The following is a 25,230-nucleotide window of genomic DNA, read 5'->3' as shown; positions in this document are numbered from 1 at the left end:
CAGGTCGGCGATGGCGGCGTCGACGGCGTCGGCGGCCATGACGCGGTAGGTGGTGTATTTGCCGCCGGCGACGAGGACGAGTCCGGGGACGGGGGTGACCACGGCGTGTTCGCGCGAGAGTGCGGTGGTCTGGTCGGTGTTGCCTGCGAGCAGCGGGCGGAGTCCGGTGTAGACGCCGACGATGTCGTCGTGGCCGATGGGGGTTTCCAGCAGCCGGTTGACCTGGCCGAGGATGTAGTCGATGTCGGCGCGGGTGGCGGCGGGATGGGCCAGGTCGTGGTCCCAGGGGGTGTCGGTGGTGCCGATGACCCAGTGCTGGTCGCTCCACGGGCAGGGGATGACGAACAGCAGGCTTTTCTCGGTTTCGGTGATGAGTCCGGTGGTGGCGTCGATGCGGTCGCGCGGGACGACGATGTGGACGCCTTTGGAGGTGCGGATCCGGAACTGCGGGGTGGCGTCGAGCATGGCTTGGATTTCATCGGTCCAGGGGCCTGCGGCGTTGATGACGCGGGTGGCGCGGATGTCGAAGCGGTGGCCGGTTTCGAGGTCTTCGACGGTGGCGCCGGTGATGCGCTCGCCGTCGCGGAGGAAGCCGATGACGCGGGTGCTGGAGGCGCAGAGGGCGCCGTGGGTGGCGGCGGTGCGGGCCAGCATCATGGTGTGACGGGCGTCGTCGATCTGGCCTTCGTAGAAGCTGACGCCGCCGCGGATGCGGTCGCGTTTGGCGCCGGGGAATCGGTCGAGGGTGGCGCGGCGGCCGAGGTGGCGGTGGTGGGCGGGGACGCCGCGGCCGGCGCCGAGGAGGTCGTAGACGCCGATACCGGCTCCGGCCCAGGCACGATCCAGCAGCGGACGTTCGAGCGGGTAGACGAATTCGACGGGTGTGGCCAGGTGCGGGGCGAGGGTGTCGAGGATGAGGGAGCGTTCCCGCAGCGCTTCGAAGACCAGGCCGAAGTCGAGTTGTTTGAGGTAGCGCAGGCCGCCGTGGATGAGTTTGGAGGAGCGGCTCGAGGTTCCGGAGGCGTAGTCGCGGGCTTCGACGAGGCCGACGCGCAGGCCGCGGGTGACGGCGTCGAGGGCGGTGCCCGCGCCGACGACGCCCGCGCCGATGACCAGGACGTCGAGTTCGGTGGTGGCCATGGTGTGCAGGGCGTGGGCGCGGGAGGTGGGGTTGAGCGGCAGTGGTGCGGTCAGCGTGCGGCCGGTCATGCGGTGTCCTTGTGATCGGAGGTGGGTGGTCAGGCGGTGGCCCAGTCGAGGGTGCGGCCGAGAGCTTTGGTCCAGCCGGTGTAGCCGTGGGCGCGTTGGTGTTCGGTCCAGGTGGGGTGCCAGCGGGTGTCTTCGCGCCAGTGGCGGCGCAGTTCGTCGGTCGTGCCAGTAGCCGGTGGCCAGGCCGGCGGCGTAGGCGGCGCCGAGGGCGGTGGTTTCGGTGATGACGGGGCGGCTGACGGGGACGCCGAGGATGTCGGCCTGGATCTGCATGCACAGGTTGTTGGCGGTGACGCCGCCGTCGACGCGCAGCACGTGCAGGTCGACGCCGGAGTCGCTGATCATGGCGTCGATGACGTCGCGGGTTTGATAGCAGATGGCTTCGAGGGTGGCGCGGGCGATGTGGGCGTTGGTGGTGTAGCGGGTGAGGCCGACGATGGCGCCGCGGGCGTCGGAGCGCCAGTGCGGTGCGAACAGCCCGGAGAAGGCGGGCACGAAGTAGACGCCGCCGTTGTCGCTGACTTCGGCGGCCAGGGTTTCGCTGTGGGCGGCGCCGGAGATGATGCCGAGTTGGTCGCGCAGCCATTGGACGGCGGATCCGGTGACGGCGATGGAGCCTTCGAGGGCGTAGACGGGTGGTTGGTCGCCGAGCCGATAGCAGACGGTGGTGAGTAGGCCGTTGGCGGAGCGCACGGGGGTGGTGCCGGTGTTGAGGAGCAGGAAGTTGCCGGTGCCGTAGGTGTTTTTGGCTTGGCCGGGGTCGAAGCAGACCTGGCCGATCATGGCGGCTTGCTGGTCTCCCACTGCCGCGGTGATGGGGACGGCGGCGGCGAAGGGGCCTTCGGCGCTGGTGTGGCCGTAGTGGGTGGGGTGGGCGGAGGCGGTGATGGCGGGCAGCATGGCGCGTGGGATGTCGAACAGGGTGAGCAGTTCGTCGTCCCAGTCGAGGGTGTCGAGGTCCATGAGCATGGTGCGGGCGGCGTTGGTGACGTCGGTGCGGTGGATGCCGCCGCGGGTGCCGCCGGTGAGGTTCCACAGCAGCCAGGTGTCGATGGTGCCGAACAGGGCGTCGCCGCGTTCGGCGGCGGCGCGCAGCCCGGGTTGGTTGTCGAGCAGCCAGCGGATTTTGCCGCCGGCGAAGTAGGTGGCCGGTGGGAGTCCGGTGCGGTGGCGGATGAGCGGGCCCGCGGTGGCGTCGAGGTCGGCGGCGATGCGGTCGGTGCGGGTGTCTTGCCAGACGATGGCGTTGTGGTGTGGGCGGCCGGTGTGGCGGTCCCAGATGACGGTGGTTTCGCGCTGGTTGGTGAGGCCGATGGCGGCGAGGTCGCGGGCGCGCAGGCCATGGCGGCCGAGGGCGGTCTGGATGACCGCGCAGCTGCGTTCCCAGATCTCGACGGGGTTGTGTTCGACCCAGCCGGGGCGCGGCAGGATCTGCTGGTGTTCGAGCTGGTGGCCGGCGACGACGGCTCCGGTGTGGTCGAAGACCAGGAATCGGGTGCTGGTGGTGCCTTGGTCGAGGGCACCGATGAGGTCGGTCATCTGTTTCTCCGCGGTCGGGGCTCGCTGCCCCGTCGCAGGAGCGGCCACTGCCGAACCTAGGAACCGTCGCGGCCGCCGACAACGGGGTGCGTTCGACAATGTCGAACGGTTTCCGGCGTACCGTGGTGCGGTGCCCGGAGCGATTCAGTCGATCGAACGTGCCGCCGCGATCATGGCGTTGGTGGCGCAGGCGCCGTTCGGGATCGGGGTCAGCGAGGTGGCGGGCGCGTTGGGGCTGCCGAAAGCCACCGTGCACGGGTTGCTGCGCACGCTGCACGGGGTGGGATACGTGCGCCAGGATGCGCGCACCGGGAAGTACCGGATGGGCGAAGGGCCCTCCGGGGCGGGCATGGACACCAATGTGCTGCGCTCGTATGCGATGAACTGGGCCGACACCGTCGCGGCGCGGACAGGGGAATCGGTGCGCATGGGTGCGGTGCACGCCGACGGTGTGCAGATCGTGCATCACGTGTTCCGGCCCGATCGAACCCGGCAGCGGGTGCGGGTGGGTGTGGTGCTGCCGTTGCATGCGACTGCGCTGGGCAAAGTGCTGCTCGCCTACACTCCCGGCCTGGCCGAACGCGGTGGCGAACTACCCGCTTACACCCACCGCACGATCACCGCACCGCGCGCGCTGCACGCGCAGCTGACACAGGTGCGTGCACACGGGTTCGCCACCGATATCGGTGAATTCGCCGCCGAGCGGGCGTCGGTGGCGGCGCCGGTGCGTGATCCCGGCGGTCGCGTCGTCGGCGCCATCGCAGTGGTCGGGGCGGTGGACCGGGTGTGCGGTGCTGCGGCGGCGCGGGCGGGGCTGGTGGAGTCGGTGCGGTCGGCGGCGGCGGCGATTTCGGCCGATATCGCCGCGGACCGGGCGCGGGTGCGGCGATGAGAGCGGCCGGTCGGGCGAGCAATCGGTTCGTGCTGGCTATCGATCAGGGCACGACGTCGAGTCGCGCCATCGTCTACGACGCGGCCGGGCAGCTGGTGTCGGTGGTGCAGCGTGAGCATCGTCAGCTGTATCCGGCGGCCGGTCGGGTCGAACACGACGCGAACGAGGTGCGGCGCACTGTGGAAGCGCTGATCGGGCGGGCGATCACCGCGGCCGGGATCGACGCCGGGCAGGTGGTGGGGATCGGGATCGCCAACCAACGCGAGACCACGGTGCTGTGGGATCGCCGCACCGGCCGCCCGGTGGGCAACGCCATCGTCTGGCAGGACACCAGGACCGACGACCTCGTGGCCCGGTTGGCGGCGCGGCCGGAGGTCGAGCAGGTGGGTGAGCTCAGCGGGTTGCCGCTGCTCGGCTATTTCGCCGCCCCGCGTATCCGCTGGTTGCTCGACCGTGACGAACGCCTGCGTGCGGGTGCCGAACGCGGCGACATCCTGTTCGGCACCATGGACAGCTGGCTGATCTGGAACCTCACCGGCGGGGTGCACGTCACCGATGTCGGCAATGCCGGGCGCACCATGCTGATGAACCTGCACACCCTCGACTGGGATCGACGGCTGCTGGAGTTCTTCGATATCCCGCCTGCCATGCTGCCCGAAATCCGTTCCAGTGCCGAGGTTTACGGCCATACGGTCATCGAGCCGTCCGGTATTCCGATCGCGGCCGCGCTGGGTGATCAGCAGGCGGCGCTGTTCGGGCAGACGTGTTTCGCGGCCGGGGAAACCAAATGCACCTACGGCACCGGTGCGTTCCTGCTGTCGAACACCGGGACCGCGCCGGTCCGGTCGCGGCACGGGCTGCTCACCACCGTGGCTTTCCGGCTCGGCGACCAGCCGGCCCACTATGCGCTGGAAGGGTCCATCGCCGCCACCGGTTCGCTGGTGCAGTGGCTGCGCGACCGCCTCGGACTCATCGATTCCGCGCCCGAGATCGAAACCCTCGCCGACACCGTCACCGATAACGGCGGATGTTCGGTGGTGCCCGCGTTTTCCGGCTTGTTCGCGCCGCGCTGGCAGGCCGAAGCACGCGGCGTGATCGCCGGCCTGACCTCCTACATCACCCGTGGGCATCTGGCGCGGGCAGTGCTCGAGGCCACGGCGTGGCAGACCCGGGAAGTGGTCGACGCGCTCGACGCCGACACCGGGCATCGGTTGTCCGAGTTGCGTGTCGACGGCGGCATGACCTCGAACAATCTGCTGATGCAGCAGATCTCCGATGCGCTCGGGGTGCCGGTGCAGCGGCCGCTGTTCGCCGAAACCGTGTCCCTGGGCGCGGCGTACGCGGCCGGGCTGGCGGTCGGGATGTGGCCGGATATGGAAGGGCTGCGCCGCAACCGCCACATCGCCGGCCGCTGGGAGCCCTCCGTCTCGGCCGCCGACCGCGACCGCGGGTACCGGCAGTGGAGCCGGGCGGCGGCGATGAGCTACGACTTGGCCGGTGGCCGGTGAGGGCTGCCGGCAGGCGCGGTCGCAGTCATTGGCCGCACTGTGCCGTCCATGGATCGACTGTGCGCGGTTGACACACCCCACCCACGGCAATATCTTTGCTTGCAAAGCTATATCGGTGAGCGGGGCCTGCCGCCCCGAGCAGACAGGTGATCGCACCCTTCACGGAGGTATCGACGAATGTCCGAACCACACCCACGCCTGCGGGCCTTGACCATCGGATTGCATCCGCATGCCTTGGACTACGGTCGTTTCCCCGACCTGGACGAGCAACAACTCACGGCCAGAGTCGACGCCGCCAACGCCGGCCTGCGCGACACCGAATTCGATATCACCACGTGCATGGTCCAGGCCTCGCCCGCGCACGCCGAAGCCGAAATCCGCGCAGTGCTGGCCGGCCAATCGTTCGACCTGGTCATGGTGGGCGGTGCGGTGCGGGCCTTCCCCGAGCACACGGAGCTGTTCGAACGCATCGTCAACGCCATCGCCGACGCGGCACCGGGAATCCGGTTCTGCTTCAACACCTCACCCGAGACCACCCTCGACGCCCTCCGCAGAGCAGCCGCGTTCGCCTGACCACCACAGTCGCCGGTCGCGCTCGGTCAGAGGCTGCCGCCACCGCCGACCAGCCAGGGATTGAACGCGCACACCAGCTCCGGATATGCGGCGGGATCGAGGGCGCGCAACACCATCGACGCCGCGCGCGGGGAGTACATCATCGTCAGATGATCGGACAGATCCTGTTCACAGCCATCTTGCAAGGTCAGGTTGGTGACGGTGGCGTCCGGGCCGGGCCGCAGGAACGTCAGATCGTAGGGGTTGACGATTTCGTCCCAGCGCGAGCCGATGACGGTGTAGTCGACACCGGCGACGGTGTCGCCGCCGGCATTGAGCGCGGTCAGAAACGGTGACCCGATGACCTGTTCGATATTGGCGGGGCCGACGAACAGCTGATTGAACCCGAGGATGTCCAGGCCCAAATTGTTGATGGCGCGCCCCAGCGCGGCGATGCCGAGCAGGCTGGTGCCGTGGTGGGTGGCGCCGAGCGTGACCAGCTGCGACACCTTCGCGTCGCCGCCGTCGAATTTCAGGTAGTGGTTCGACACGGTGCCGCCTTGGGAGTGGGCGACGATATCGACCGATTCCGCACCCGTCTCCGCCAGCACCCGGTCCACGAAATCGGCGAGCTGGCGCGAGGATTGCGCCATCGGCCCGACGGCGTTGCGGCCCGGCAGCAGCGGCCCGAGACCGCCACCGTCGAGCACACCGGCCTGACCGTAATTGAGGGCGAATACGCAGAAACCCGCGCGCGTCAACCGCGGTGACAGATAGGCGAAATTGTCGTAGGCGTTCATCCACGACCCGTGCATCAACACCACAGGACGCGGATGCTGCGGTGTGGGACGGCAATTCCAGTCATTGGCGCCGGGCGGTGCGGCATTCGGATGCAGCAGACCGTAGGCGAATGCGGCGAGCGCGGCCGTCATCTCCGGGCCGGGCCCGGCCGCGACCGTCGAACGGCTGGCCGGGGCACCCGCGCTTCCGGACGACACCGCGGTGGCCTGCGATGCGCGCGGGTGCGCTGCGTTGATCTGATCGGCCAGCTGCTGTTCGGTCACCGCTGTCTCCGGTGCCGCGCTCACCTGGGGTGGTGCTCCCCCGGCCGCCATGATGGCCGATCCCGCAAGCACCGCCGCGGCACGTCGTATTGCCCAACCCATCCTCGGTCCTCTCACACACTCCGGCGAGCCGGCGCGCAAGGTTCGCGCCCACCGCACCGGTTCTGATTCGAAATTCGAAATTCGTGGCGACGCTATGAGTTCCGGTGACCGGTGCGGACCGCATCGACGGTGAAACCGAGCATTCCCACCGCAACACGGGGCGCCGATTGGAGAAATACACAACCGCGCCCGGCCCGGCGCGGAAGTCCGGGGCGCGGGCCACGCGGGGCCGGTAGCCTCGGCGGAGGAAGCGTTGTCACGACGAACCAGGGGGCGTGCATGAGCGCGGACACGGCACACATCGTCGGCAAAGTCTTGCTGAAGCTCGCCGAGCCCGACGGCCGCGCCGACCCCTACCCGCTCTATGAGCAGCTGCGCGCCTGTGGGCCCGCGGTTGCCGCTCCCGACGGAACGATCGTGGTCACCGGATACCGCCTGGTGTCGGCGCTGGCCCGGGACCATCGACTGCGCAAACGGCCGGAAACGTCGCTTGCCGCCAACGGGTTCCCGCACTGGCGTCAGCGGCCCGGGCTGCGGTTGATCTTCGGCAGCATGCTGGTGGCCAACCCACCCGAACACACCCGGCTGCGGCGGCTGGTGTCCGGCGCGTTCACCAGCCGCCGGGTGGCCGGGATGCGGGCGGCGATCGAGGGCCTGGTCACCGGGTTACTCGACCGAATGGAAGCCGCGGGCGCGCACGGCCCGATCGACTTCATCGACGAATTCGCATTCCCGTTGCCGGTCACCGTGATCGGTGAACTGCTCGGCATCCCCGACACCGACCGCATGCGCTTCCAGCCGCTGGTCCGGGACTGGACCGCGGTCCTGGACCGGCTCGACGAACCCACCGTCGCCGCCGCCGACACCGCGGCCGACACCATCATCGACTACCTCGGCGAACTGATCGCGCGCCGCCGCCGCGCGCCCGCCGACGACCTGCTGTCGGCGCTGGCCACCCCCGGCGACGGGCTGCCCGACGACGAACTGATCACCATGGCCGCGCTGCTGTTCGCCGCTGGCTTCGAAACCACCACCGGCCTGCTCGCCAACGGCCTTCACGCCCTGCTCGACCATCCCGGCCAAGCCGACCAGCTGCGGCAACGGTCCGAACTCGCCGGCCCCGCGGTCGAAGAACTACTGCGCTACAACTCCCCGGTGCAACTGCTCACCTCACGCACCGCGCCCGAAGCGATGACCGTCGGAGGGCTGGAATTGGCCGCCGGGCAACGCGTCATCATGCTGCTCGGCGCCGCCAACCACGACCCCGAAGTTTTCGACGACCCCGCCCGCCTCCGCCTCGACCGCGACGGCGAACCGCCCCTGTCCTTCGGCGGCGGCATCCATTACTGCCTCGGCGCTCCCCTGGCCCGCCTCGAAGCCCAGATCGCCGTCCCCGCGCTGCTGCGCCGCTTCCCCGGACTGGCCCGCGCCGCCGACCCCGTCCCGCGCGACGGGCTGGCCCTGCACGGGCTGGTGCACATGCCGATTCAGCTGCACTAGCCGTTGCGTCGCCCAGGCTGTTTCGGCCGAGTTTCGGCGTCCGTCGTTCGGCCGGCGCAGGCGAGCCCGCATGTCTGCTGCGGCAACCAGGCGCGGCGATAGCTGCACCACTCGCGGCCGGACCGGCGATCACCGCGTTCGCCTCCGCAGGCCCGCGGCAGCTACGCCGGCCTGCGCGGTGCACCGTCGCTGGGGCGGGTAAGCCTGCCGAGTGCGTTATCGGGTGAGGGTTTTCTCCACCAGGTCCAAGAAGGCGTCGACTTCGCGTTCGTCGTATCCGCGGTGACCGAAGCGTGGACGCCGGAACGCGATGTCGCGCACGTCGGTCGCGGTCAGCCGGTCGGCGCCGCGCAGGGTCGCTTCGACCCGGTCGAGGAATTGGTCGACGTCGTCTTCGCGATAGCCGCGCGCACCGAATGGCGGGCTGCTGAACGTGACCGCGCGTACGTCGTCTGCGCTGAGACCCATCGTTGCCTCCTCGACCCGCTGATCGGTCCATTGTCCTCGCACCAGCGCTGGTGCGCGGCGCGAACGAGATGATCGGCCCTGCCCTGAGCCGGCGGCGGGGCGAACGGGTGATCGGCGCTGCTATCGCGCACCGGCCGGTCGGCCGGATCAATCGAAGACGATCTCGGCCCCTGCCGGGCCCGCGGCGTCGGTCACCACCTCGGCGGCATGTTCGATCCGCCGCCGCAGGCCGGCCCCCAGCACCTCGAACCCGGTCACCGTGACCAGGTTCTCGCCACGTCGATAACGCCAGATGCCCACCACCTCACCGGCGTCGAGGACCGCACCCGGCGCCGACACCGGTCGCCAGATCAGCTTGCGCCGCTCCGCATCCGGGACCAGCAGCACGCGGTCGGTGTGGCGCAGATACGGGTCGTGCGCCGGCACGAGGACCGTGCCGGCGGCCGCCGGTGCGGCGAGCAGGCCATCGACCACGGCGGCGGGCAGACTATAGCGGCGGTCCTCGACATGCACCGGCACCGGATCGGCGGCCTGCCACACCGAGGCGATATCCGCGGGCTCGACGCCCAGCCATTCGGCGAACAAGGGCCGGGTGATCGGTCCGTTCACGCGGAAGAACGTGTCGAGCACGGTGGCGCGGGGCCGACGTGGACGTTCGCGCGGGTGTGCGGGAGCCGGGTACAGCAGGGTGCCGCGCCGCTCGTCGGAACCCACCAGGATCTGGGCACGGCAACCCGCGGTCCGGAACAACCCGTCCGGGACGTGGTGGGCGCGGCAGCGTTCACACCACGACACCAACTCGCCCGGGGCCCGGTGGGTGACAGCGCTACTGGCCTCGGATTTGGTGATCGGGCCGGTCACCACCGCGCGCAGGGCCTCGGCGACGGTGTCGACCGCGCGCACTCTGGCTGTCCCACCGGAATCGGCCGGGATCGGGGTGTTGGCCGCGGTGACGAAGTCGAGCCGATCGAGGCGATGCGCATGCGGGGCGCCGCGCACCGACCACATGGTCACCAGCGGCTCGTCGGGGCCGATCTGCGCGGATACCGACCGGGCCCGCAGTGACCGCAGCGCGCCGTCGGGCCTGCCGTCCTGGATCCCGAGCAGCAGCAGCCGGTCCAGCCAGCCGTCGGCGGCATCGCCGAAACCGTGGTTGTGCCAGCGGTGACCGAGCCACCGCCTCCGGTCGACGACGAGCGTGCCCGCCATGACCCCACTTTACGAGCCGGCACCCACCCGGCGGGCGTGGGTGTAGATGAGGCGGGCGTATTCGGTGAGCAGCCGGTCCAGCCCGATGGGTTGTTCACCGGTGGCGGTCTGCTGGAAGCCGATCAACATCGCCATCCCCAGTTCGGTGACCACGGCCGCGGTCTCGTCATCACCGACTACCCCCTTGATCGCCTTGTGCACGGTGCGCCTGCGGGATTCGTCAACCCGCTTGACGGCGAGATTCACCGACTCGTCGTTGGCCGCCCACGCGCGGATGGCGGCTTCGGCGGCATGATGCAGGCCGAGCGCCAGATCCGACATGGCGCGAATGTCGTCGTCGGGATGGCCCTGGTTGAAGTTGAGGGTGCGCAGGATCAGGACCTGGCGGTTCTCCCAATGGTCGAGCAGGGCGTCGACGAAACCCTGCCAACTGCCGAAATGATGGTAGAAAGAGCCGCTGGTGACACCGAGGCGCCGGCACAGCACACCGATGTTGAGGTTTTTGAAGCCGAGTTCGGCCAGCACTTCCAGTCCGGTGTGAAAGTACTGCTCCTTGGTGACCACTCGTGACATACGGCACCGTTCTTCTGGTGTGGGCTGGGTGGAAGGACCGAACGGTACCCCATCGTGTCGTCGGCTGGCCCGAGGGTAGCCGAGTCACGACGCCGATTACAGAGTGTCATCCGGTATCAGTTACCCACTGAAACATTCAGTGCGGGAACTAAACAGGACACCGCGTGCCCGATGGCTGTGCAGGATTCGGCAGCGTATCGACCGCGACACCCGCACGCGCCCACCTGTACGTCGGCTTCACTGCCGCTGGCCACCAGGCTCGTATAACAGAGCACTTGCTCTGTTATAGTGGCCGCATGCCTCGCCCGCGCATCCACGACCTCGACGCCGTCCTCGACGCCGCCGAACACCTGGCCGCGCGTTCCGGCCCCGCCGCGGTCACCATCCGGGCCGTCGCCGCCGCCACCGGCGTCTCCAACGGCGCGATCTACCACAGCTTCGGCTCCCGGGCCGAACTGCTGGCACGGGCGTGGTTGCGAGCGGCGCACCGGTTTCTGGAACTGCAGACCATCCACATCGACGCCGCCCTCCCGGCCGCACCACAGCCCGGTTCCCCCGCATGCGTGGACGCGGTGGTCGCGGCCGCCCGCACACCTGCGGTCTTCGCCCGCGCGCACCCGGACTCCTCGGCCCTGCTGCTGACCATCTCGCGCGAACAACTGCTCGGCCACGACCTGCCCGAAACCCTCGCCACCGAACTCACCGGCACCGACCGGGCCCTGGTGGGATTGATGATTCGGCTGGCGCAGGTGATGTGGGATCGCCGCGACGGGCCCGCCGTCGCCGTCATCACCACCTGCCTGGTCGATCTACCCACAGCAATTCTGTTGCGCCGCAACCAGATCAGGGCGCCCCATGCCCAACGCCAACTGGAGGCGGCGGTACGCGCCGTCCTCGACGTCGGACCCCCCGACTGATCCCGGCAAAACCCCGAAAACAACCCGAAAACAAGGAGCCCCATGCCCACCCTCGACTACCACGATAAGATCGCCGTCCTCGACCTCGGCGACGGCGAGAACCGGTTCTCCCCCGCCTTCCTCGACGAGCTGAACACCCACCTCGACACCGTCACGGCCGACGGCGCGCACGCCCTCATCACCACCGCGAGCGGCAAGTTCTACTCCAATGGCCTCGACCTGGAATGGCTTTCGGCCAACGGCGAGCGCGCCGACTGGTACGTCGGCCGGGTCCAGGGCCTCTTCGCGCGCGTGCTCACCCTCGGTGTGCCCACCGTCGCGGCCATGCCGGGCCACGCCTTCGGCGCCGGTGCGATGCTCGCCATCGCCCACGACTACCGCATCATGCGCGCCGACCGCGGCTACTTCTGCTTCCCCGAAGTCGACATCCGCATCCCGTTCACCCCCGGAATGGCAGCGCTCATCCAGGCCAAGCTCACCCCGCAGGCCGCGGTCGCCTCGATGACCACCGGCCGCCGCTACGGCGGCGTCGACGCAGCCGCGGCCGGCATCGTCGACGCCACCGCACCCGAAGGCGAACTCGTCTCCGCCGCGACCCAGCTGCTGGCCCCGCTGGGCGCCAAGGACCCGGGCACCCTGGCCGCCATCAAGCAGACGATGTTCGCCACCGCCATCGACGCGCTCACCTGATCGCGGACGGGGCCGTCAGCAGATACCGGCCTCACTCACGGCCTGTCCCGGCGCGCGTGCCGGCCACAAGTGTTGCGGTGAACCCTTTGCCGCCGCGTGGCACCCGGCTAGGGTGAGGCGATGACGCAGTCGACGAGACCCCCTGGGGTCCTGGGCTTTTGGAAGCTGTCCGGGCCCGGCGCGCGATTGCTGGCCCCGATCGTGCCGTTCTGGGTGGTGCTGGAAACCACCGGCCGGCAGTCCGGGCAGCCGCGGCGCAAACCGCTGGCGCGCGGCATCACCGAAGGCACGCAGATGTTGCTGGTGTCGGTGCATGGGCGGCGCGCGGACTGGGTGCGCAACATCGAGGCCGATCCGCGGGTTCGGCTGCGGACCGGGCTGCGCTGGCGAAGCGGGATCGCCTCCATCGAACCACTGACTCCACAGCAGCTGGCCCGCTTCAGCAGCTATATCCGCTCGGTGGCCGGCCGATTCGCGATGGACGGCACCGAACAGGTACTGGTGCGCATCGACACCGCGGCCTCATCACGCTGACATGACGCCGGTTCGGGGAGATCACCCGATTCGCGCGCGGCTCCGCCGCACCGGCGACCACCGATAGGTCAGCACCGCGACAGGCCCGAGTGCCGGATCGGCGCCGACGCGATCGGGCCCGCGGTTTCCCGGACCGGCATCGCACGTTCCGGCCCGGGACAGGTGGGTTCAGCGGTTCACAGCCGCACGCCGAGCAGGGCGTCCACCGCGGTCGCGATCGCGGCCGGCGCATCGGTGTCGGTGCCGCCGTAGGTGAGCGCTTCATCGGCCCAGTTGTCGACCGCGGCCAGCGCCTTCGGGGTGTCGAGATCGTCGGCCAGGTGCTGGCGCAGGCGGGCGATGGTGTCGGTGGCGGCGCCGGCGGCGGGCAGGGCCGTGGCGCAGCGCCAGCGATCCAGCCGGGCACCAGCCTCGTCGAGTACGGCGTCGGTCCACATGCGGTCCTGGCGGTAGTGCCCGGCCAGCAGGCCCAGCCGGATCGCGGCCGGATCCACCCCGGCGCGGCGCAGCGTCGACACCAGCACCAGGTTGCCCTTGGATTTCGACATCTTCTCCCCGTCCAAACCGATCAGCCCCGCATGGACGTAGTGGCGGGCGAAGCGGCGTCCGGCGACCAGCGCCTCGGCGTGTGCGGCGGAGTACTCGTGGTGCGGGTAGATCAGGTCGCTGCCGCCGCCCTGGATGTCGAACTCGGTGCCGAGCCGGTTCACCGCGATCGCGGCGCATTCGATATGCCAGCCCGGGCGTCCCGGCCCGAACGGCGACGGCCACGACGGTTCGCCGGGGCGGGCAGCGCGCCACAGCAGCGCGTCGATGGTGTCGCGTTTGCCGGGACGGTCGGGGTCGCCGCCGCGTTCGGCGAACAACCGCTCCATGGTCGCCCGGTCGTAGCCGGATTCGTAGCCGAACTGTTCGGTAGCGTCGGCGCGGAAGTAGATGTCGGGGAATTCGGCATCGTCGACGGTGTAGGCGGCGCCGGAAGCGACGAGTTTGCCGACGAACTCCACCACCTCGTCGACCGATTCGATGGCGCCGATGTAGTCGCGCGGCGGGACGATCCGCAGTGCGGCCATGTCCTCGCGGTACAGCTCGATCTCGCTGGTGCCCAGCTCGCGCCAGTCGACGCCGTCGCGGGCGGCGCGCTCGAACAGCGGATCGTCGACGTCGGTGACGTTCTGCACGTAGTGCACCTCATGGCCGCCGTCGCGCCAGATCCGGTTGATCAGATCGAAGGTGAGGTAGGTCGCGGCGTGGCCGAGGTGGGTGGCGTCGTAGGGGGTGATGCCACACACGTACATGCTGGCGGTGGCGCCGGCAGTCACGGGGCGCACCTGCCGGTCGGCGGTGTCGTACAACCGCAACGGGGGTCCTGCTCCGGGGACCGTCGGGATCGGGGTATCGGACCAGGACTGCATTCTTCGAGGGTAAAGGTGTCGTGGAGACCGTCGGCGCCCACCCCGGCACACACGCCTGACACGGCATGCGATACGCGGGCGCGGACCTGCACGGAACCGGCGTCGCCGTGGTGTCAAGGGTTTGGCTCAGGCAGAACCGATGACCGGCGCAGGGCTCAGAACGCCGGCCACGGAATGGGGCGTGCGGTGGACGGCAGCGGCATCGTCGGCTCGTCGAGCAGCCGTTTGGCGCGGTCGAGCAACGCGTCGATCTCGGCATCGGCGATATGCGCGGACAGGGTGTCGGCCAGCTCGCCCGGCAGCGCGTTGGTGAACGATTCGATATCGGCGAGCAGGGTGGCATCGATGGGCCGACCGGCCCACCCCCACAGCACGGTGCGCAATTTGTGCTCGCTGTGCAGGCAGATGCCGTGGTCGACGCCGTACACCTGGCCGTCGATGCCTTCCAAGGCGTGCCCGCCCTTGCGGTCGGCGTTGTTGAGCAGCACATCCAGCACCGCCATCCGGTGCAGGCGAGGGTCGTCGGCGTGGATGAGCGAGACCTCGTTGCCTTCGGGATCCAGCGCGCGCAGCACCTCGCAGAACCCCTCCGGAACCGCGCCCGGCGGGCACAGGTCGACCAGGTCGAGGCGGTGGCCGCGGTCGGTGTGGTTGTCGGCTGCGGTGATCCAGCGTTGCACCATGCCCGGCCCGAACGGGCCGTCGCGCAGGATCGTCTCGGGGATCACCGACCAGCCCAGTGCCTCGGAGATCAGATAGGAGGCGACTTCGCGGCCGGCGAGGGTGCCGTCGGGGAAATCCCACAGCGGCTGTTCCCCGCGCACCGGCTTGTACACCACCCGCAGTGGTGCTTCGCCGTCGCCGATATCGCAGACCAGGGTGAGGTTGCTCGCGGTGGTCACGCGCCCGATCACCGTCAGCTCGCCGGTGGTGAACTCGTCACCTGCCGCGGGCACCGCTCACTCCTCCAGCTCGGTGGCGCCGAAGATGTCACCGCGCTTGTAGCCGTTGGTGCGCACGCACATGTGCCCGCGCGCCGACAGCGGCTCCCCGCACAGCGGGCACGGTGGGCGTCCGGCCGCGATCACCCGCGCCGAGCGCAGCGCGAACTCGCGAGCCTGCATCGGGGTGAGAAACACCCGCACCGCATCGGGGCCTTCTTCGGTGTCGTCGAGCACCACCGATTCGTCGACCTCGGTTTCGGTGATCGCCAGCAGTTCCACCACAACCGCGCCGGCGTCGGCGTCCCAGCCCAGGCCCATGGTGCCCACCCGGAATTCGGCGTCGATCGGGGTGAGCAGCGGTGCGTTGTCGCTGACGTCGTCGGCTTGCGGCGGCACCTCGGCGCCGAAGCGGCGCGCCACCTCGTCCAGCAGCAGACCCATCCGGTCGGCGAGCACCTTCACCTGCTGCTTTTCCAGCAGCACGCTCACCACCCGGGGCTCTTGCACGGCCTGCAGGTAGAACGCGCGATCGCCCGGTTCACCGACAGTTCCGGCGACGAAACGTTCGGGGGTGCGAAATACATGGATTGCTCGTGACACATGCACCTCCTGATACGTGATCATGTTCGGCCCGCGGCGCCCGTATCGGGGTCGACGCGGCCGCGATTGCCCGGTTCGGCCGACTACTCATGACAAGGAATCGCTGGGCCGCGTATTCCCATTATCCGTGTTCCCGGCCGCACCGATCTCACCCCCGGGCACCGGACCCGACTGGGCGGAGCTTTGTGCGGGCGCGGGGACCAGGCCGTCGAGATCGGGGCCGGTGTCGTTGATCCGGGTGACATACGGGGCGGTCGGGGTGTAGCGGACCACGCTGATGGAGGCCGGTTCGACCACGATGCGCTGGAAGCCGTCCAGGTGCAGGCCGAGCGCGTCGGCGAGGACCGATTTGATGACGTCGCCGTGGGTGCACGCCACCCACAGCACATCACCGCCGTGCTTCTCGGCCAGCGTGCGGTCGTGTTCGCGGACCGCCGCGACCGCGCGCGTCTGCACGTCGGCGAGGCCTTCGCCGCTGGGGAACACCGCGCCGGAGGCATGCCGTTGCACGACCTTCCACAGCGGTTCTTTCAGCAGTTCGGAGATGGCGCGGCCGGTCCAGTCGCCGTAGTCGACTTCGGCCAGCCGCGCCTCCACGACCGGTTCGAGGCCGGTTTTCTCCGCCAGTGGGGCGACGGTGCGCTGGCAGCGCAGCATGGGTGAGATGACGATCTGCTGGATCGGCAGCCCGCCCAGGCGTTCGGCGACCGAGCGGGCTTGTTCGGCGCCGCGGTCGGTGAGTTCGACGCCGGGGCTGCGGCCGGCCAGTGTGTGCGCGGTGTTGGAGGTCGACACACCGTGGCGCAGCAGGATCACCGTCATGGCGCCAGCCTAGCGATCATGTCGCCGACACCACCCCGCCCGCGAGCAGGCCCATCACAACCACGCCGAGCACGATGCGGTAGCCGACGAACCAGTAGAGGCTGTGATTGCTGACGAAACGCAGCAGCCAGGCGACCGAGGCGTACCCGGCCGCGAACGCGATCAGCGTGGCCACCAGCAGCTGCGGGCCACTGGCATTGAGGCCCTCACCTGCGGGTTCGAAGGCGTCGGGAAGGCTGAACAGGCCCGAGGCGGTCACGGCGGGGATGGCCAGCAGGAACGAGAACCGCACCGCGGCCTCGCGTTCGAGCCCGAGGAACAGGCCCGCGCTGGACGTGGCGCCGGACCGGGAGACGCCCGGGATCAGCGCCAGGCACTGGGCGAAGCCCATGACCAGGCCGTCACGGGTGGTGAGCTGGTCGATCGGGCGGGTCTTGCGGCCGTAGTACTCGGCGGCCGCGATCACCAGCGCGAACGCGATCAACATGAACGACACCAGCCACAGGTTGCGGGCACCGGTGCGGATGACGTCCTTGAACAGGAAACCCAGCACCCCGATCGGGATGGTGGCGATGATCACATACCAGCCGATGCGGTAGTCGAGTTCGCGTTGCGCGTCGGCGCCCGGGTCGTAACCGACGGGCCCGGATCCGGTGACGACGGGCAGTTTCGTGGTCACCTGCTCGCTGAGCGGCACCGTCTCCCGGGAGCGCTGGGTCAGCTTCTCGAACACCGTGGCACACCACACCTGCACGATGCGCCAGATGTCCTTGGCGAAGAACACCAGTACCGCGGCCTCGGTGCCGAGCTGGGTGACGGCGGTGAAGGAGGCGCCGGCGTCGTCGCCGAAGAACACCGACGACACGATCCGCAGATGTCCGGAGGAGGAGATCGGCAGGAATTCGGTCAGCCCCTGCACCAGGCCGAGCACTATCGCCTGGAGCCAGGTCATCGACTCGCCTATCACTCACCCTCCTGTACTGCCGCCGAAATATCCGTTCCGAGAAGATGATTGGTTCATCGGCGGGTGACCCCGGCGTTCGGACCGCTATCTCGCAGCGACAGTACCGTGTTGACCTCGGCGGCGCCGGTCGGGGTTGGGTGGGGTGCGGTGTGGCCCACACGACGCGCGACCCGGCGCGCGAGAAGGACCGCACCGGCGGATCAGGCTCTACGCTTGGCGCCGTGACGAATGCGCGGACACGGTGATGGAACAGCGGACAGTCGGTCGCAGCGGCCTGCGGGTGTCGCGGATCGGGTTGGCCACCCACACCTGGGGCAGCCGCACCGATGCCGACCAGGCAGCGGTGCAGTTGATGGCGTTCGTCGAGGCCGGCGGCACTCTCGTCGACACCTCCCCGGTCTACGCCGGTGGCGCGGCCCAGCGGATCCTGGCCGACCTGCTCGGCGATCTGGTCTCCCGCGACGATCTGGTGCTCAGCGGGTGCGCGGGCCTGCACCCGCGACCCGCCCCGCCCGCCGCCGACGGCACGCCTCCGCTACCGCAGGCACCGGGTATCGGGGTGGACACCTCACGCCGCACGCTGCTGCGGCAACTGGATCGCACTCTGCTCGAACTGGGCACCGATCATCTCGACATCTGGCATATCGCGGCCTGGGATCCGCGCACCCCGCTCGAGGAGGTCGCCGCCACCGTGGAATTGGCGCTGCGTTCGGGGCGGGTGCGATATGCGGGGGTCCGCGGGTTCACCGCGTGGCAGTTGGCGAGCCTGGCCGCGATGGCGCCGATCACCGTCGCCCAGACGCCCTATTCGCTGCTGGCGCGCGGCGCCGAGGACGACACCGTGCCCGCCGCGGCCCACCACGGGGTCGGCATGATCGCCACCGCCCCGCTGGCCGGCGGCATCCTCACCGGCAAATACCGCGACGGGGTCCCCGCCGATTCCCGCGGTGCCGACGAAGCCACCGCCGCCGAGATCCGCGGCAGGCTCGACGACCGCGCCACCCGTGTGGTCGACGCACTGGTCACCGCCGCCGACGGGTTGGCGACCTCGCCGCTGGCGGTAGCGCTGGCCTGGATCCGGGACCGGCCGGGAGTGGCGAGCATGTTCGTCGGCGCCCGCGACATCGGCCAGCTGACCGGTGTGCTGGCCGCCGAGACGCTCGAGCTGCCGCGTGCCATCGCCGCCGCGCTCGACGATGTGAGCGCGCGCACCGACTAGCCGTGGTGGATTGCCGGTGCGCCAGGGGATTCGAACGTGATATGCCGGACCGAGGCCGCACCGCAGGCGGAGCCGCCGTTAGGCTTGCCTACATGAGGTATGACCGTGTCCGATCCGGGTGGGTCCGAGCCCTGCTCGTGGTGCTCGCGCTCGGTGTGCTGGTGGTGTCGACCGGGTGCGGCGCCGGCAGTCAGGGTGCCGTCGACGGCCGCCGCGGACCGGCCACCGCGCAGCTGGCCGACGCCGCGCCGGTCCCGATCGGCCCGGAACCGACCCCGGCCCTGCCCGCTACGGTGCGCTCCTTCGACGGCACCGAGGTCACCGTCACCTCCGCCGACCGCATCATCGCCGCCGACCGCTACGGCACCCTCATGCAGACGGTGTGGGCGCTCGGGCTCGGCGACAACCTCGTCGGCCGCTCCACCGCCGGCGTGTTCCCCGAAGTCGCCGATCTGCCCAACGTCACCGGCGGCAACGGTTCACTGAACGTGGAATCGATCCTGGCGTTGCGCCCGACGGTGTTCCTCACCGACACCACCAGCGCCTCGCCCGCGGTGCGGGAACAGTTGCGCGCCACCGGCGTCACCGTCGTCTACTTCGATCCGCAACGCACCATGGACGGCGTCGTCCCGCAGATCGAAGCTGTCGCCGCCGCGCTCGGTGTCCCGGATCGCGGCCAGGCGCTGGCCCAGCGCACCCGCGACGAGATCGCCGCCGCCTCCGCCGCGGTACCCGCGCAGAATCCGCCACTCAAGATCGCGTTCCTGTACTTGCGCTCCACCGCCATCACCATGCTCGCCGGGCCCGGTTCGGGTGCCGACGCGTTGATCGCCGCCATCGGTGCCCGCGACGCCGGCACCGAAGCCGGGGTGAGCGAACCGTTCACCGCGATCACCAGCGAAGCCATGATCACCGCGGCCCCGGATGTGCTGCTGGTGATGACCGACGGGCTGAAATCGGTGGGCGGGGTCGAGGGTGTGGCCAAGATTCCGGGGATCGCGCAGACCCCGGCCGGGCGCAACCAGCGCATCGTGGACATGTCGGATGCGGTGCTGCTGAGCTTCGGCCCCAACACCGGCCGCGTCATCGAGGCGCTCAGCGAAGCCGTCTACGGTCCGGCAGGAGCATGAGCGGCATCCCCGGACGCCGCGGACTGTGCGGCGCGCCCCGCAGAAGCGAACGAGCCGTCGACGCCGCCGCGACGGCCGCGCTCACCGGCACCGCGCCGCGCCCTGCCCAACCGGCCGCACGCGGGGCGGGCGCATGAGCGAACAGATCGAGCTCGCCGAACGGCGTCCCACGACACCGCGCTGGTCCCGTACGACGCTCGTGTTCGCCGCAGCCATCGCGGCGTTGATCGTGCTGGCGTTGGCGTCCGCGGCGATCGGGCAGGTACCGACGAGCATCGCCGAAGTGACCGGATCGGTGTTGCACCGCATCGGCCTCGACTGGGGGCCGATGCCCGCACACCCGGCCGGTGAGGTGACGCTGTGGGAGGTGCGGTTCCCGCGGGTGATGCTGGCGATCCTGGTGGGCGCGGCGCTGGCGACAGCCGGTGCGTTGTTGCAGGGCGTGTTCGCCAACCCGCTGGCCGAACCGGGCGTGATCGGGGTGTCGGCCGGCGCGGCGGTCGGCGCGGGCACCGTCATCGTGGTGGGCGGGGCGTTCGTGGCGGCCTGGTCGGTGGCCGCCGCCGCGTTCGTGGCCGGTCTGGCGACCACAGCGCTGGTATATCTGCTGGCCCGGTCCAACGGCCGCACCGAAGTGGTGACACTGGTGCTCACCGGTGTCGCCATCAACGCCTTCGCCAGCGGGCTCATCGCGTTCCTGCTGTTCGTCGCCTCACCCGCCGCCCGGGATCAGATCGTGTTCTGGCAGTTGGGCAGTCTCAACGGCGCCACCTGGTCGGCGGTATGGGTGGTGGCCGCGCTCACCGTCGTCGGGGTGGGCGCGGCGATCGTGGTGGCGCCGAAATTGGACCTGCTGTCGCTGGGTGAGTCGGCGGCCCGCCATCTGGGTGTCGACGTGGAGCGGTTGCGGCGCAATGTGATCGTGATGGTGGCGATCCTGACCACCGCCGGGGTCGCGTTCAGCGGCATCATCTTGTTCGTCGGGCTGATCGTGCCGCACCTGGTGCGGATGCTGGTCGGGCCCGGGCATCGGGTGCTGATCCCGCTCAGCGCCGTGCTCGGGGCGGTGGTGTTGCTGGCCGCCGACGTCGCCGCACGCTCACTGGTCGACAACGCCGACCTACCGCTGGGCATGCTGACCTCGCTGATCGGCGGGCCGTTCTTCTTCTGGCTGCTGCGCCGCACCCGCGCGCGCTCGGGAGGATGGGCATGAACGAACCGCACGCGGGCCGATCCGCCACGCCGCCCCGCCACTGGAATGCGCCCAACGCCATGCACGTTCGGCTTGCGGTGATCTCGGCGCCGAGCATGTCATCGACGGTGGTGAGCGCGTGACGGGACTCAAGACGGGCTTGGAAGCCGTCCTCGCCCGGGCGCACGAGCTGCCGTCCCCACCTGCCCGCGGTGCGGTGACGCTGCGTGCGCGCGGGGTGAGCGTGGACCGGCGCGGTGGCGGCGCGAAGCCGCGGCGGGTGCTGGCCGAGGTCGACTTCGAGGTCGCCGCAGGCGAAGTGGTGGCGCTGGTCGGTCCGAACGGTGCCGGCAAATCGACGCTGCTGGCCGTGCTTGCCGGTGAACTGGACCCCACCGAAGGCAGCGTCGAACTCGACGGCCGCCCGCTCACCCAGTGGACGCCGCTCGATATGGCGCGCCGCCGCGCCGTCCTGCCGCAAAGCCACACCGTCGGATTCCCGTTCTCCGCGGGCGCGGTGGTGGCGATGGGCCGCGCCCCCTGGCAGCGCACCTCGCTGCGCGAACGCGACCAGGAGATCATCGCCGCGTCCATGGCCGCCACCGACGTCACGCACCTGGCCGAGCAGGCGTTCCCCACCCTGTCCGGTGGCGAACGCGCCCGCGTCGCCCTGGCCCGCGTCCTGGCCCAGGACACCGCCACCCTGCTGCTGGACGAACCGACCGCCGCCCTCGACCTCGGCCACCAGGAAACCGTGCTGCGCCTGGCCGACGAACGCGCCGCAGCCGGCGCCGCGGTCGTCGTCGTCCTGCACGACCTCGGCGTCGCCGCCGCCTACGCCGACCGCGTCGCCGTCCTCGATGCCGGCCGCATCGCCGCCGACGGCCCACCCCGCGACGTCCTCACCACCGAACTACTCACCAGCGTCTACCAATACCCGGTCGAGGTCCTCGACCACCCGGTAACCGGTGCGCAGCTGGTGCTGCCGGTGCGGGGCGGGGGCGGCGAGTAGGAGCCGCGCCCCTCGGTGACGGCTCCGGCACGCCGCTCAACCGACAGCAGGGGGTTCCGGTAGTAACCGCCGAAAAACCAACGGATACGGCGTCACTGCTGGTCAGCGTCGACGTTCGGCTCCCGGGCCCAGGATCGAGGTCAGCTCGCGCATCGCCTGTGGGGACGGTTTGAAGTAGCGGCGCAGGTTCCCGGCTTTGCGGTGCCGGACTTGGCCGTGAGTTCGAGCAGGCTGGCGCCGGATTCGCCGAGGTGTGTCAGGCCGGAATGGCGTAGTTGGTGCAGGTCCCAGCCGGTGCCGGGCCCGTCGGTGCCGGTGGCGGCGTCGAGTAGGTCGCGGGCCTGGTCGTAGGACAGCCGGGCGAGGCCGGTGTCGGGGCAGACGTCGCGGTCGGCGAGGTACTTGCCGGGTCCCGGTCGGCGGTGGGTCACGAACACGGGGCCGCGGGTGCGGTCGCGGATGAGCCGGGGAAGCAGGCGGGCGGTGCCGGCGTCCCAGTACACGTTGTCGAGGACGTGTTCGTGGTGGGTGGCGCCGCGTCGGCGGATAGCGCAGGGTGCGCAGCGCTGCGGTGCGCAGCCAGGTCACCTTCGCGGCCATCGGATCCCTGCTCCGTCTTGCCCCGGATAACGGGGTCGCTTCGTGTACGCGGCGGAGCGGGTCCGCCGCAGTCACTGATGCCCACGCCACCGGATGACAGAGTCGGCAGAGTCTCTCGGGGCCCGCGCCATGAGCAATGCCGTCCTGCCTGCCGGTGCCTCCACCCGGCCGGGTGGAGGCACCTTTGTCGTTCCCGGGTAGCGCCGAGTCCGCCGCGATCATGGAATATCGTGCCGGTCATGACCACGGATGACTGGTTGGCCGACACCCGAACCTCTTATGACACGGTCGCGGTCAGCTATGCCGACCAAGTGCGCGGCGCCCTCGCCGGACACCAGTACCTTCGCGCGGCTCTGGCGTTGTTCGCCGACAGCGTGCGGACCGCTGGCGGCGGACCGGTCGCGGACGTCGGCTGCGGCCCCGGTGAAGTCACCGCCCACCTGCATGAGCTCGGTGTCGACGCCTTCGGTATCGACCTCTCCCCGGCGATGATCGACGTGGCCCGGCGCGACCACCCCGGCCTGCGGTTCGAGGTGGGCTCGATGACGGAGCTGAACCTGCCCGTCGCTTCGGTGGCCGGCCTGCTCGCCTGGCAGTCGTTGATCCACATCCCCGACGACGAGGTGCCGACTGTGTTCGGGCGCTTCCACCGAGCGCTGCGTCCCGGCGGACCGTTGCAACTGCTGTTTCACGTCGGCGACGAGTCGCTGTTGAAGACGGAGGGCTACGGCGGTCACCCGATGAAGGTCCATGTCCACCACCGTCAGCCGAACCAGGTGGCATCCTGGCTGCACGATGCCGGATTCGTGGTCGAGGCCCAGATTCTGCTCGACCCGGATGCGAAAGCTCAGCAAGCGATTCTTTTCGCACGCAGTAAGTCCTAACCTCTGCATATGCCGGGCTCGCCACTGACCGGGTGTGGCGGGTGATCACTGGCACTCCGGACGCCAGTGGGCGGGCATCACCGCCGACAAGCTGCGGATCGGAGTCGAGGGCGCCCCTACTCCTTCGGCTTCGTCGCCGGACCGCACTACCCGCGAGCCTGGGACCACGACTGGACACAGGACGGACGATTTTGCGCGGACCTGATCCCCGATATGACGACCACCGAATGGCTCGGCCGCGAGCACACGAACCGGGCCCTGGGGTAGCGCCGGGACCGGTCAGAACAGGGTGTCACGCACCCGCAGCGGCCGGTAGCCCGTCGGGCCGGGCGCGGCGAGTTCGGCGTCGATGTCGACTTCGATCGTGCCGAAGAAGTTGATGTTGGCGCTGTGCGCGGGTGAGATGTGGGCCAGGACCTCGTCGTCGATGCGGTGGCCGGCCCGGCGCATCTGCTCGACCGCGAGGCCGTAGTACTCGGTGGTCCAGGCGATCACGGTGTTGGTGGCAGGGTCGGACACCACGCCTGCTCCGTCTGGTCGGCGAGCTGGCGGGCCCGGATCATGCCCTCGTGGGCGTAGAGCAGATGCCGGCGCAGCGCGTGCAGGGATTCGCCTTTGTTGAGCTGGCGGGGATCTTGCGCCGGTAGTCCGGATCGGCCAGGTACTTCGCGGCGTAGATGGTGCGCCGCAACGCCTCGTACTCCTCGAGCGCCGCGGCCAGGGTGTTCTGGCGACCCGACGCCGAGAGCTTGCCGACCAGCAGGGACGCGGTGGCGTGCCCGAACTTCAACGATCCGGCCAACCGCAGCAGATCGTCCCAGTGCTCGGCGACCAAATCCAGGTTGGCCTTACGGGTCATCAACGGGCCCGCGTGCGGGAACTGATCCTCGGCGGCCGCGCGCGGGCCCGGCCGGTACAAGGTGATGCGGCCCAGGTCCCGGATCGGTGGCGTGTTCGGTGATCAGCAGATCGGTGGCATTACCGCGGAGCATTGCGCGACTATCCGCGCGCAGGTACCGGATCCGATGTTCGGCACTGTCGTTCTCGGCGACGCGGGCACCGCCCCGGGGCAGACCCACGAATTCCGGATCGGCGACATCGAGGTGACGGCGGTGCGGCATCTGCATTCCGGGCCGACGGCACCCGAACCGGTGAACGGTTCGCTGCCGTTCTTCCCGGTGCCGGATCTGTGCGCGATCGCTCAGCACCCGCCGACGCTCGACGACCTGCGCACCGGCCTGCCGCGGCTGCGCGACGAAGAGGGTGGGTGCCTGCTGTATCAGCTACGCGCACAGGGTTTCTCACTGGTTTGGCATGATTCGGCGGGCCCGCTCACCGAGAAAGCACCGCACGTGTTCGACGTGTTCGCCGGACTCGCGCCAACCGACGTCCAGATCGGCGCCATCCAAGGCTTCAACCAGCTCACCAACGGCCTGCGAGACCCCCGCACCTACATCGAAGCCATCCGCCCCAAGATCTTCGTCCCGGCCCACCACGACAATTGGCTGCCGGGCTTCACCGCACCGGCCGCCACCTACGACCGCCCGTTGCGCGCCGAACTGGATCGGATACCGGCCGACCATCGACCCGAGTTGCGCGCACTGCTCGACCCCGCCGACTACATCTCCCCTGGGCGGCTTACCTTCACGATCTGAGCCGTCGACCGTGCCCGGCACGCCGCTAGGGCTGAA

General features: G+C 69.9%; 25 protein-coding genes and 2 pseudogenes. 14 read left to right on the top strand and 13 right to left on the bottom strand.

Translation table 11 applies throughout. The features are described 5' to 3' along the window. On the bottom strand, positions 1 to 1,140 hold a 1,140-nt coding region (locus RJ05_RS13290), incomplete at its 3' end, for a glycerol-3-phosphate dehydrogenase/oxidase (protein WP_255220934.1). Between the two features lie 98 nt (positions 1,141 to 1,238). Beyond that, positions 1,239 to 2,748, bottom strand: a pseudogene (gene glpK / locus RJ05_RS13285) (glycerol kinase GlpK). A gap of 130 nt (positions 2,749 to 2,878) precedes the next feature. On the opposite strand from glpK (RJ05_RS13285), the gene RJ05_RS13280 reads away from it, so the two are divergent. The 3 genes from RJ05_RS13280 (at position 2,879) to RJ05_RS13270 (ending at position 5,721) form a co-directional block, all read left to right on the top strand. Beyond that, the gene (locus tag RJ05_RS13280) at positions 2,879 to 3,640 is read left to right on the top strand and encodes an IclR family transcriptional regulator (RefSeq protein ID WP_036537357.1); all 762 of its coding nucleotides are present in this window, start codon (positions 2,879 to 2,881) and stop codon (positions 3,638 to 3,640) included. Next, positions 3,637 to 5,148 (top strand): glycerol kinase GlpK, encoded by a 1,512-nt coding sequence (glpK, locus tag RJ05_RS13275; RefSeq protein ID WP_036537394.1) that lies wholly within the window; start codon positions 3,637 to 3,639, stop codon positions 5,146 to 5,148. The genes RJ05_RS13280 and glpK (RJ05_RS13275) overlap by 4 nt, the downstream gene beginning before the upstream one ends. Before the next feature lie 177 nt (positions 5,149 to 5,325). Next, a complete protein-coding gene (locus tag RJ05_RS13270; RefSeq protein ID WP_036537355.1) occupies positions 5,326 to 5,721 on the top strand; it encodes a hypothetical protein in 396 nt (131 codons plus the stop codon). 26 nt (positions 5,722 to 5,747) lie between these two features. Here RJ05_RS13270 and RJ05_RS13265 read toward each other — a convergent pair whose 3' ends face one another. Further along, positions 5,748 to 6,866, bottom strand: coding sequence for an esterase/lipase family protein (locus RJ05_RS13265; RefSeq protein WP_036537353.1), 1,119 nt, complete (start codon positions 6,864 to 6,866; stop codon positions 5,748 to 5,750). Positions 6,867 to 7,145: 279 nt separating this feature from the next. Here RJ05_RS13265 and RJ05_RS13260 point away from each other — a divergent pair, with 279 nt between their 5' ends. Then, positions 7,146 to 8,366, top strand: coding sequence for a cytochrome P450 (locus tag RJ05_RS13260; protein ID WP_051016530.1), 1,221 nt, complete (start codon positions 7,146 to 7,148; stop codon positions 8,364 to 8,366). 216 nt (positions 8,367 to 8,582) lie between these two features. Here the strand turns inward: RJ05_RS13260 and RJ05_RS32740 are convergent, their stop codons facing one another. The 3 genes from RJ05_RS32740 to RJ05_RS13245 all read right to left on the bottom strand — a co-directional run bounded on the left by RJ05_RS32740 (position 8,583) and on the right by RJ05_RS13245 (position 10,616). Beyond that, on the bottom strand, positions 8,583 to 8,834 hold the full coding sequence (locus RJ05_RS32740; protein WP_036537351.1) for a DivIVA domain-containing protein: 252 nt from the start codon (positions 8,832 to 8,834) through the stop codon (positions 8,583 to 8,585). Between the two features lie 147 nt (positions 8,835 to 8,981). Next, entirely contained in the window at positions 8,982 to 10,043 is a 1,062-nt protein-coding gene (locus RJ05_RS13250) for a DNA glycosylase AlkZ-like family protein (protein ID WP_036537349.1), read from the bottom strand. 9 nt (positions 10,044 to 10,052) lie between these two features. After that, positions 10,053 to 10,616: a TetR/AcrR family transcriptional regulator gene (locus RJ05_RS13245; RefSeq protein ID WP_036537348.1), complete on the bottom strand. Its 564-nt coding sequence runs from the start codon at positions 10,614 to 10,616 to the stop codon at positions 10,053 to 10,055. Between the two features lie 296 nt (positions 10,617 to 10,912). On the opposite strand from RJ05_RS13245, the gene RJ05_RS13240 reads away from it, so the two are divergent. From RJ05_RS13240 to RJ05_RS13230, 3 genes are all read left to right on the top strand, one after another. Beyond that, a complete protein-coding gene (locus tag RJ05_RS13240; protein ID WP_036537346.1) occupies positions 10,913 to 11,533 on the top strand; it encodes a TetR/AcrR family transcriptional regulator in 621 nt (206 codons plus the stop codon). 42 nt (positions 11,534 to 11,575) lie between these two features. Then, the gene (locus RJ05_RS13235) at positions 11,576 to 12,223 is read left to right on the top strand and encodes an enoyl-CoA hydratase-related protein (protein WP_036537345.1); all 648 of its coding nucleotides are present in this window, start codon (positions 11,576 to 11,578) and stop codon (positions 12,221 to 12,223) included. Between the two features lie 120 nt (positions 12,224 to 12,343). Continuing rightward, complete coding sequence (locus RJ05_RS13230; RefSeq protein WP_036537343.1) at positions 12,344 to 12,757, top strand: nitroreductase/quinone reductase family protein; 414 nt, start codon at positions 12,344 to 12,346, stop codon at positions 12,755 to 12,757. A gap of 176 nt (positions 12,758 to 12,933) precedes the next feature. On the opposite strand, the gene mshC is transcribed toward RJ05_RS13230, so the two are convergent. From mshC to RJ05_RS13205, 5 genes are all read right to left on the bottom strand, one after another. Beyond that, complete coding sequence (gene mshC, locus RJ05_RS13225; RefSeq protein ID WP_036537342.1) at positions 12,934 to 14,172, bottom strand: cysteine--1-D-myo-inosityl 2-amino-2-deoxy-alpha-D-glucopyranoside ligase; 1,239 nt, start codon at positions 14,170 to 14,172, stop codon at positions 12,934 to 12,936. A 155-nt stretch (positions 14,173 to 14,327) separates the two neighbouring features. Then, entirely contained in the window at positions 14,328 to 15,128 is an 801-nt protein-coding gene (locus RJ05_RS13220; RefSeq protein WP_036537340.1) for an SCO1664 family protein, read from the bottom strand. 3 nt (positions 15,129 to 15,131) lie between these two features. Then, positions 15,132 to 15,716, bottom strand: coding sequence for a DUF3090 domain-containing protein (locus RJ05_RS13215; RefSeq protein WP_036537392.1), 585 nt, complete (start codon positions 15,714 to 15,716; stop codon positions 15,132 to 15,134). Positions 15,717 to 15,803: 87 nt separating this feature from the next. Beyond that, a complete protein-coding gene (locus RJ05_RS13210; protein ID WP_036537339.1) occupies positions 15,804 to 16,538 on the bottom strand; it encodes a histidine phosphatase family protein in 735 nt (244 codons plus the stop codon). Positions 16,539 to 16,554: 16 nt separating this feature from the next. Further along, positions 16,555 to 17,490: an undecaprenyl-diphosphate phosphatase gene (locus tag RJ05_RS13205; protein WP_036537337.1), complete on the bottom strand. Its 936-nt coding sequence runs from the start codon at positions 17,488 to 17,490 to the stop codon at positions 16,555 to 16,557. Positions 17,491 to 17,746: 256 nt separating this feature from the next. Here RJ05_RS13205 and RJ05_RS13200 point away from each other — a divergent pair, with 256 nt between their 5' ends. The 5 genes from RJ05_RS13200 to RJ05_RS13185 all read left to right on the top strand — a co-directional run bounded on the left by RJ05_RS13200 (position 17,747) and on the right by RJ05_RS13185 (position 22,055). Then, a complete protein-coding gene (locus RJ05_RS13200) occupies positions 17,747 to 18,721 on the top strand; it encodes an aldo/keto reductase (protein WP_036537336.1) in 975 nt (324 codons plus the stop codon). A gap of 92 nt (positions 18,722 to 18,813) precedes the next feature. Next, positions 18,814 to 19,851: a heme/hemin ABC transporter substrate-binding protein gene (locus RJ05_RS13195; protein ID WP_081597303.1), complete on the top strand. Its 1,038-nt coding sequence runs from the start codon at positions 18,814 to 18,816 to the stop codon at positions 19,849 to 19,851. A 133-nt stretch (positions 19,852 to 19,984) separates the two neighbouring features. Continuing rightward, on the top strand, positions 19,985 to 21,064 hold the full coding sequence (locus RJ05_RS13190) for a FecCD family ABC transporter permease (RefSeq protein WP_036537334.1): 1,080 nt from the start codon (positions 19,985 to 19,987) through the stop codon (positions 21,062 to 21,064). Continuing rightward, positions 21,061 to 21,186, top strand: coding sequence for a hypothetical protein (locus RJ05_RS32275; protein ID WP_255220933.1), 126 nt, complete (start codon positions 21,061 to 21,063; stop codon positions 21,184 to 21,186). Before RJ05_RS13190 ends, RJ05_RS32275 begins: the two co-directional genes overlap by 4 nt. Next, a complete protein-coding gene (locus RJ05_RS13185; protein WP_036537333.1) occupies positions 21,183 to 22,055 on the top strand; it encodes a heme ABC transporter ATP-binding protein in 873 nt (290 codons plus the stop codon). The genes RJ05_RS32275 and RJ05_RS13185 overlap by 4 nt, the downstream gene beginning before the upstream one ends. 140 nt (positions 22,056 to 22,195) lie before the next feature. Here the strand turns inward: RJ05_RS13185 and RJ05_RS13180 are convergent, their stop codons facing one another. Next, complete coding sequence (locus tag RJ05_RS13180; protein WP_234012257.1) at positions 22,196 to 22,558, bottom strand: site-specific integrase; 363 nt, start codon at positions 22,556 to 22,558, stop codon at positions 22,196 to 22,198. A 336-nt stretch (positions 22,559 to 22,894) separates the two neighbouring features. Between RJ05_RS13180 and RJ05_RS13175 the strand changes: the two genes are divergently transcribed. Then, a complete protein-coding gene (locus tag RJ05_RS13175) occupies positions 22,895 to 23,539 on the top strand; it encodes a class I SAM-dependent methyltransferase (protein ID WP_036537331.1) in 645 nt (214 codons plus the stop codon). 279 nt (positions 23,540 to 23,818) lie between these two features. Here RJ05_RS13175 and RJ05_RS32815 read toward each other — a convergent pair. Then, a pseudogene (locus tag RJ05_RS32815) lies at positions 23,819 to 24,491 on the bottom strand (Tn3 family transposase); the annotation flags it as partial. On the opposite strand from RJ05_RS32815, the gene RJ05_RS13160 reads away from it, so the two are divergent. Next, a complete protein-coding gene (locus tag RJ05_RS13160; protein WP_234012256.1) occupies positions 24,463 to 25,194 on the top strand; it encodes a hypothetical protein in 732 nt (243 codons plus the stop codon). The pseudogene RJ05_RS32815 and the gene RJ05_RS13160 overlap by 29 nt on opposite strands. Positions 25,195 to 25,230 lie beyond the last annotated feature (36 nt).

The organism is Nocardia cyriacigeorgica NBRC 100375, from assembly GCF_000308555.1.
In the GTDB taxonomy this organism is placed as follows: domain Bacteria; phylum Actinomycetota; class Actinomycetes; order Mycobacteriales; family Mycobacteriaceae; genus Nocardia; species Nocardia cyriacigeorgica.
Note: the sequence above shows the minus strand (reverse complement) of the source record. Positions and strands in the feature narration are given on the sequence as shown.

Bases quoted from the DNA above. Each gene is read 5' to 3' on its own strand.
- RJ05_RS13270 (WP_036537355.1), top strand. From the start codon at position 5,326: ATGTCCGAACCACACCCACGCCTGCGGGCCTTGACCATCGGATTGCAT.
- RJ05_RS13175 (WP_036537331.1), top strand. From the start codon at position 22,895: ATGACCACGGATGACTGGTTGGCCGACACCCGAACCTCTTATGACACG.
- glpK (WP_036537394.1), top strand. From the start codon at position 3,637: ATGAGAGCGGCCGGTCGGGCGAGCAATCGGTTCGTGCTGGCTATCGAT.
- RJ05_RS13265 (WP_036537353.1), bottom strand. From the start codon at position 6,866: ATGGGTTGGGCAATACGACGTGCCGCGGCGGTGCTTGCGGGATCGGCC.
- RJ05_RS13235 (WP_036537345.1), top strand. From the start codon at position 11,576: ATGCCCACCCTCGACTACCACGATAAGATCGCCGTCCTCGACCTCGGC.
- RJ05_RS32740 (WP_036537351.1), bottom strand. From the start codon at position 8,834: ATGGGTCTCAGCGCAGACGACGTACGCGCGGTCACGTTCAGCAGCCCG.
- RJ05_RS13210 (WP_036537339.1), bottom strand. From the start codon at position 16,538: ATGACGGTGATCCTGCTGCGCCACGGTGTGTCGACCTCCAACACCGCG.
- RJ05_RS13160 (WP_234012256.1), top strand. From the start codon at position 24,463: ATGCGGCCCAGGTCCCGGATCGGTGGCGTGTTCGGTGATCAGCAGATC.
- RJ05_RS13240 (WP_036537346.1), top strand. From the start codon at position 10,913: ATGCCTCGCCCGCGCATCCACGACCTCGACGCCGTCCTCGACGCCGCC.
- RJ05_RS32275 (WP_255220933.1), top strand. From the start codon at position 21,061: ATGAACGAACCGCACGCGGGCCGATCCGCCACGCCGCCCCGCCACTGG.
- RJ05_RS13195 (WP_081597303.1), top strand. From the start codon at position 18,814: ATGAGGTATGACCGTGTCCGATCCGGGTGGGTCCGAGCCCTGCTCGTG.
- RJ05_RS13260 (WP_051016530.1), top strand. From the start codon at position 7,146: ATGAGCGCGGACACGGCACACATCGTCGGCAAAGTCTTGCTGAAGCTC.
- RJ05_RS13250 (WP_036537349.1), bottom strand. From the start codon at position 10,043: ATGGCGGGCACGCTCGTCGTCGACCGGAGGCGGTGGCTCGGTCACCGC.
- RJ05_RS13190 (WP_036537334.1), top strand. From the start codon at position 19,985: ATGAGCGAACAGATCGAGCTCGCCGAACGGCGTCCCACGACACCGCGC.
- RJ05_RS13200 (WP_036537336.1), top strand. From the start codon at position 17,747: ATGGAACAGCGGACAGTCGGTCGCAGCGGCCTGCGGGTGTCGCGGATC.
- RJ05_RS13230 (WP_036537343.1), top strand. From the start codon at position 12,344: ATGACGCAGTCGACGAGACCCCCTGGGGTCCTGGGCTTTTGGAAGCTG.
- RJ05_RS13245 (WP_036537348.1), bottom strand. From the start codon at position 10,616: ATGTCACGAGTGGTCACCAAGGAGCAGTACTTTCACACCGGACTGGAA.
- mshC (WP_036537342.1), bottom strand. From the start codon at position 14,172: ATGCAGTCCTGGTCCGATACCCCGATCCCGACGGTCCCCGGAGCAGGA.
- RJ05_RS13205 (WP_036537337.1), bottom strand. From the start codon at position 17,490: ATGACCTGGCTCCAGGCGATAGTGCTCGGCCTGGTGCAGGGGCTGACC.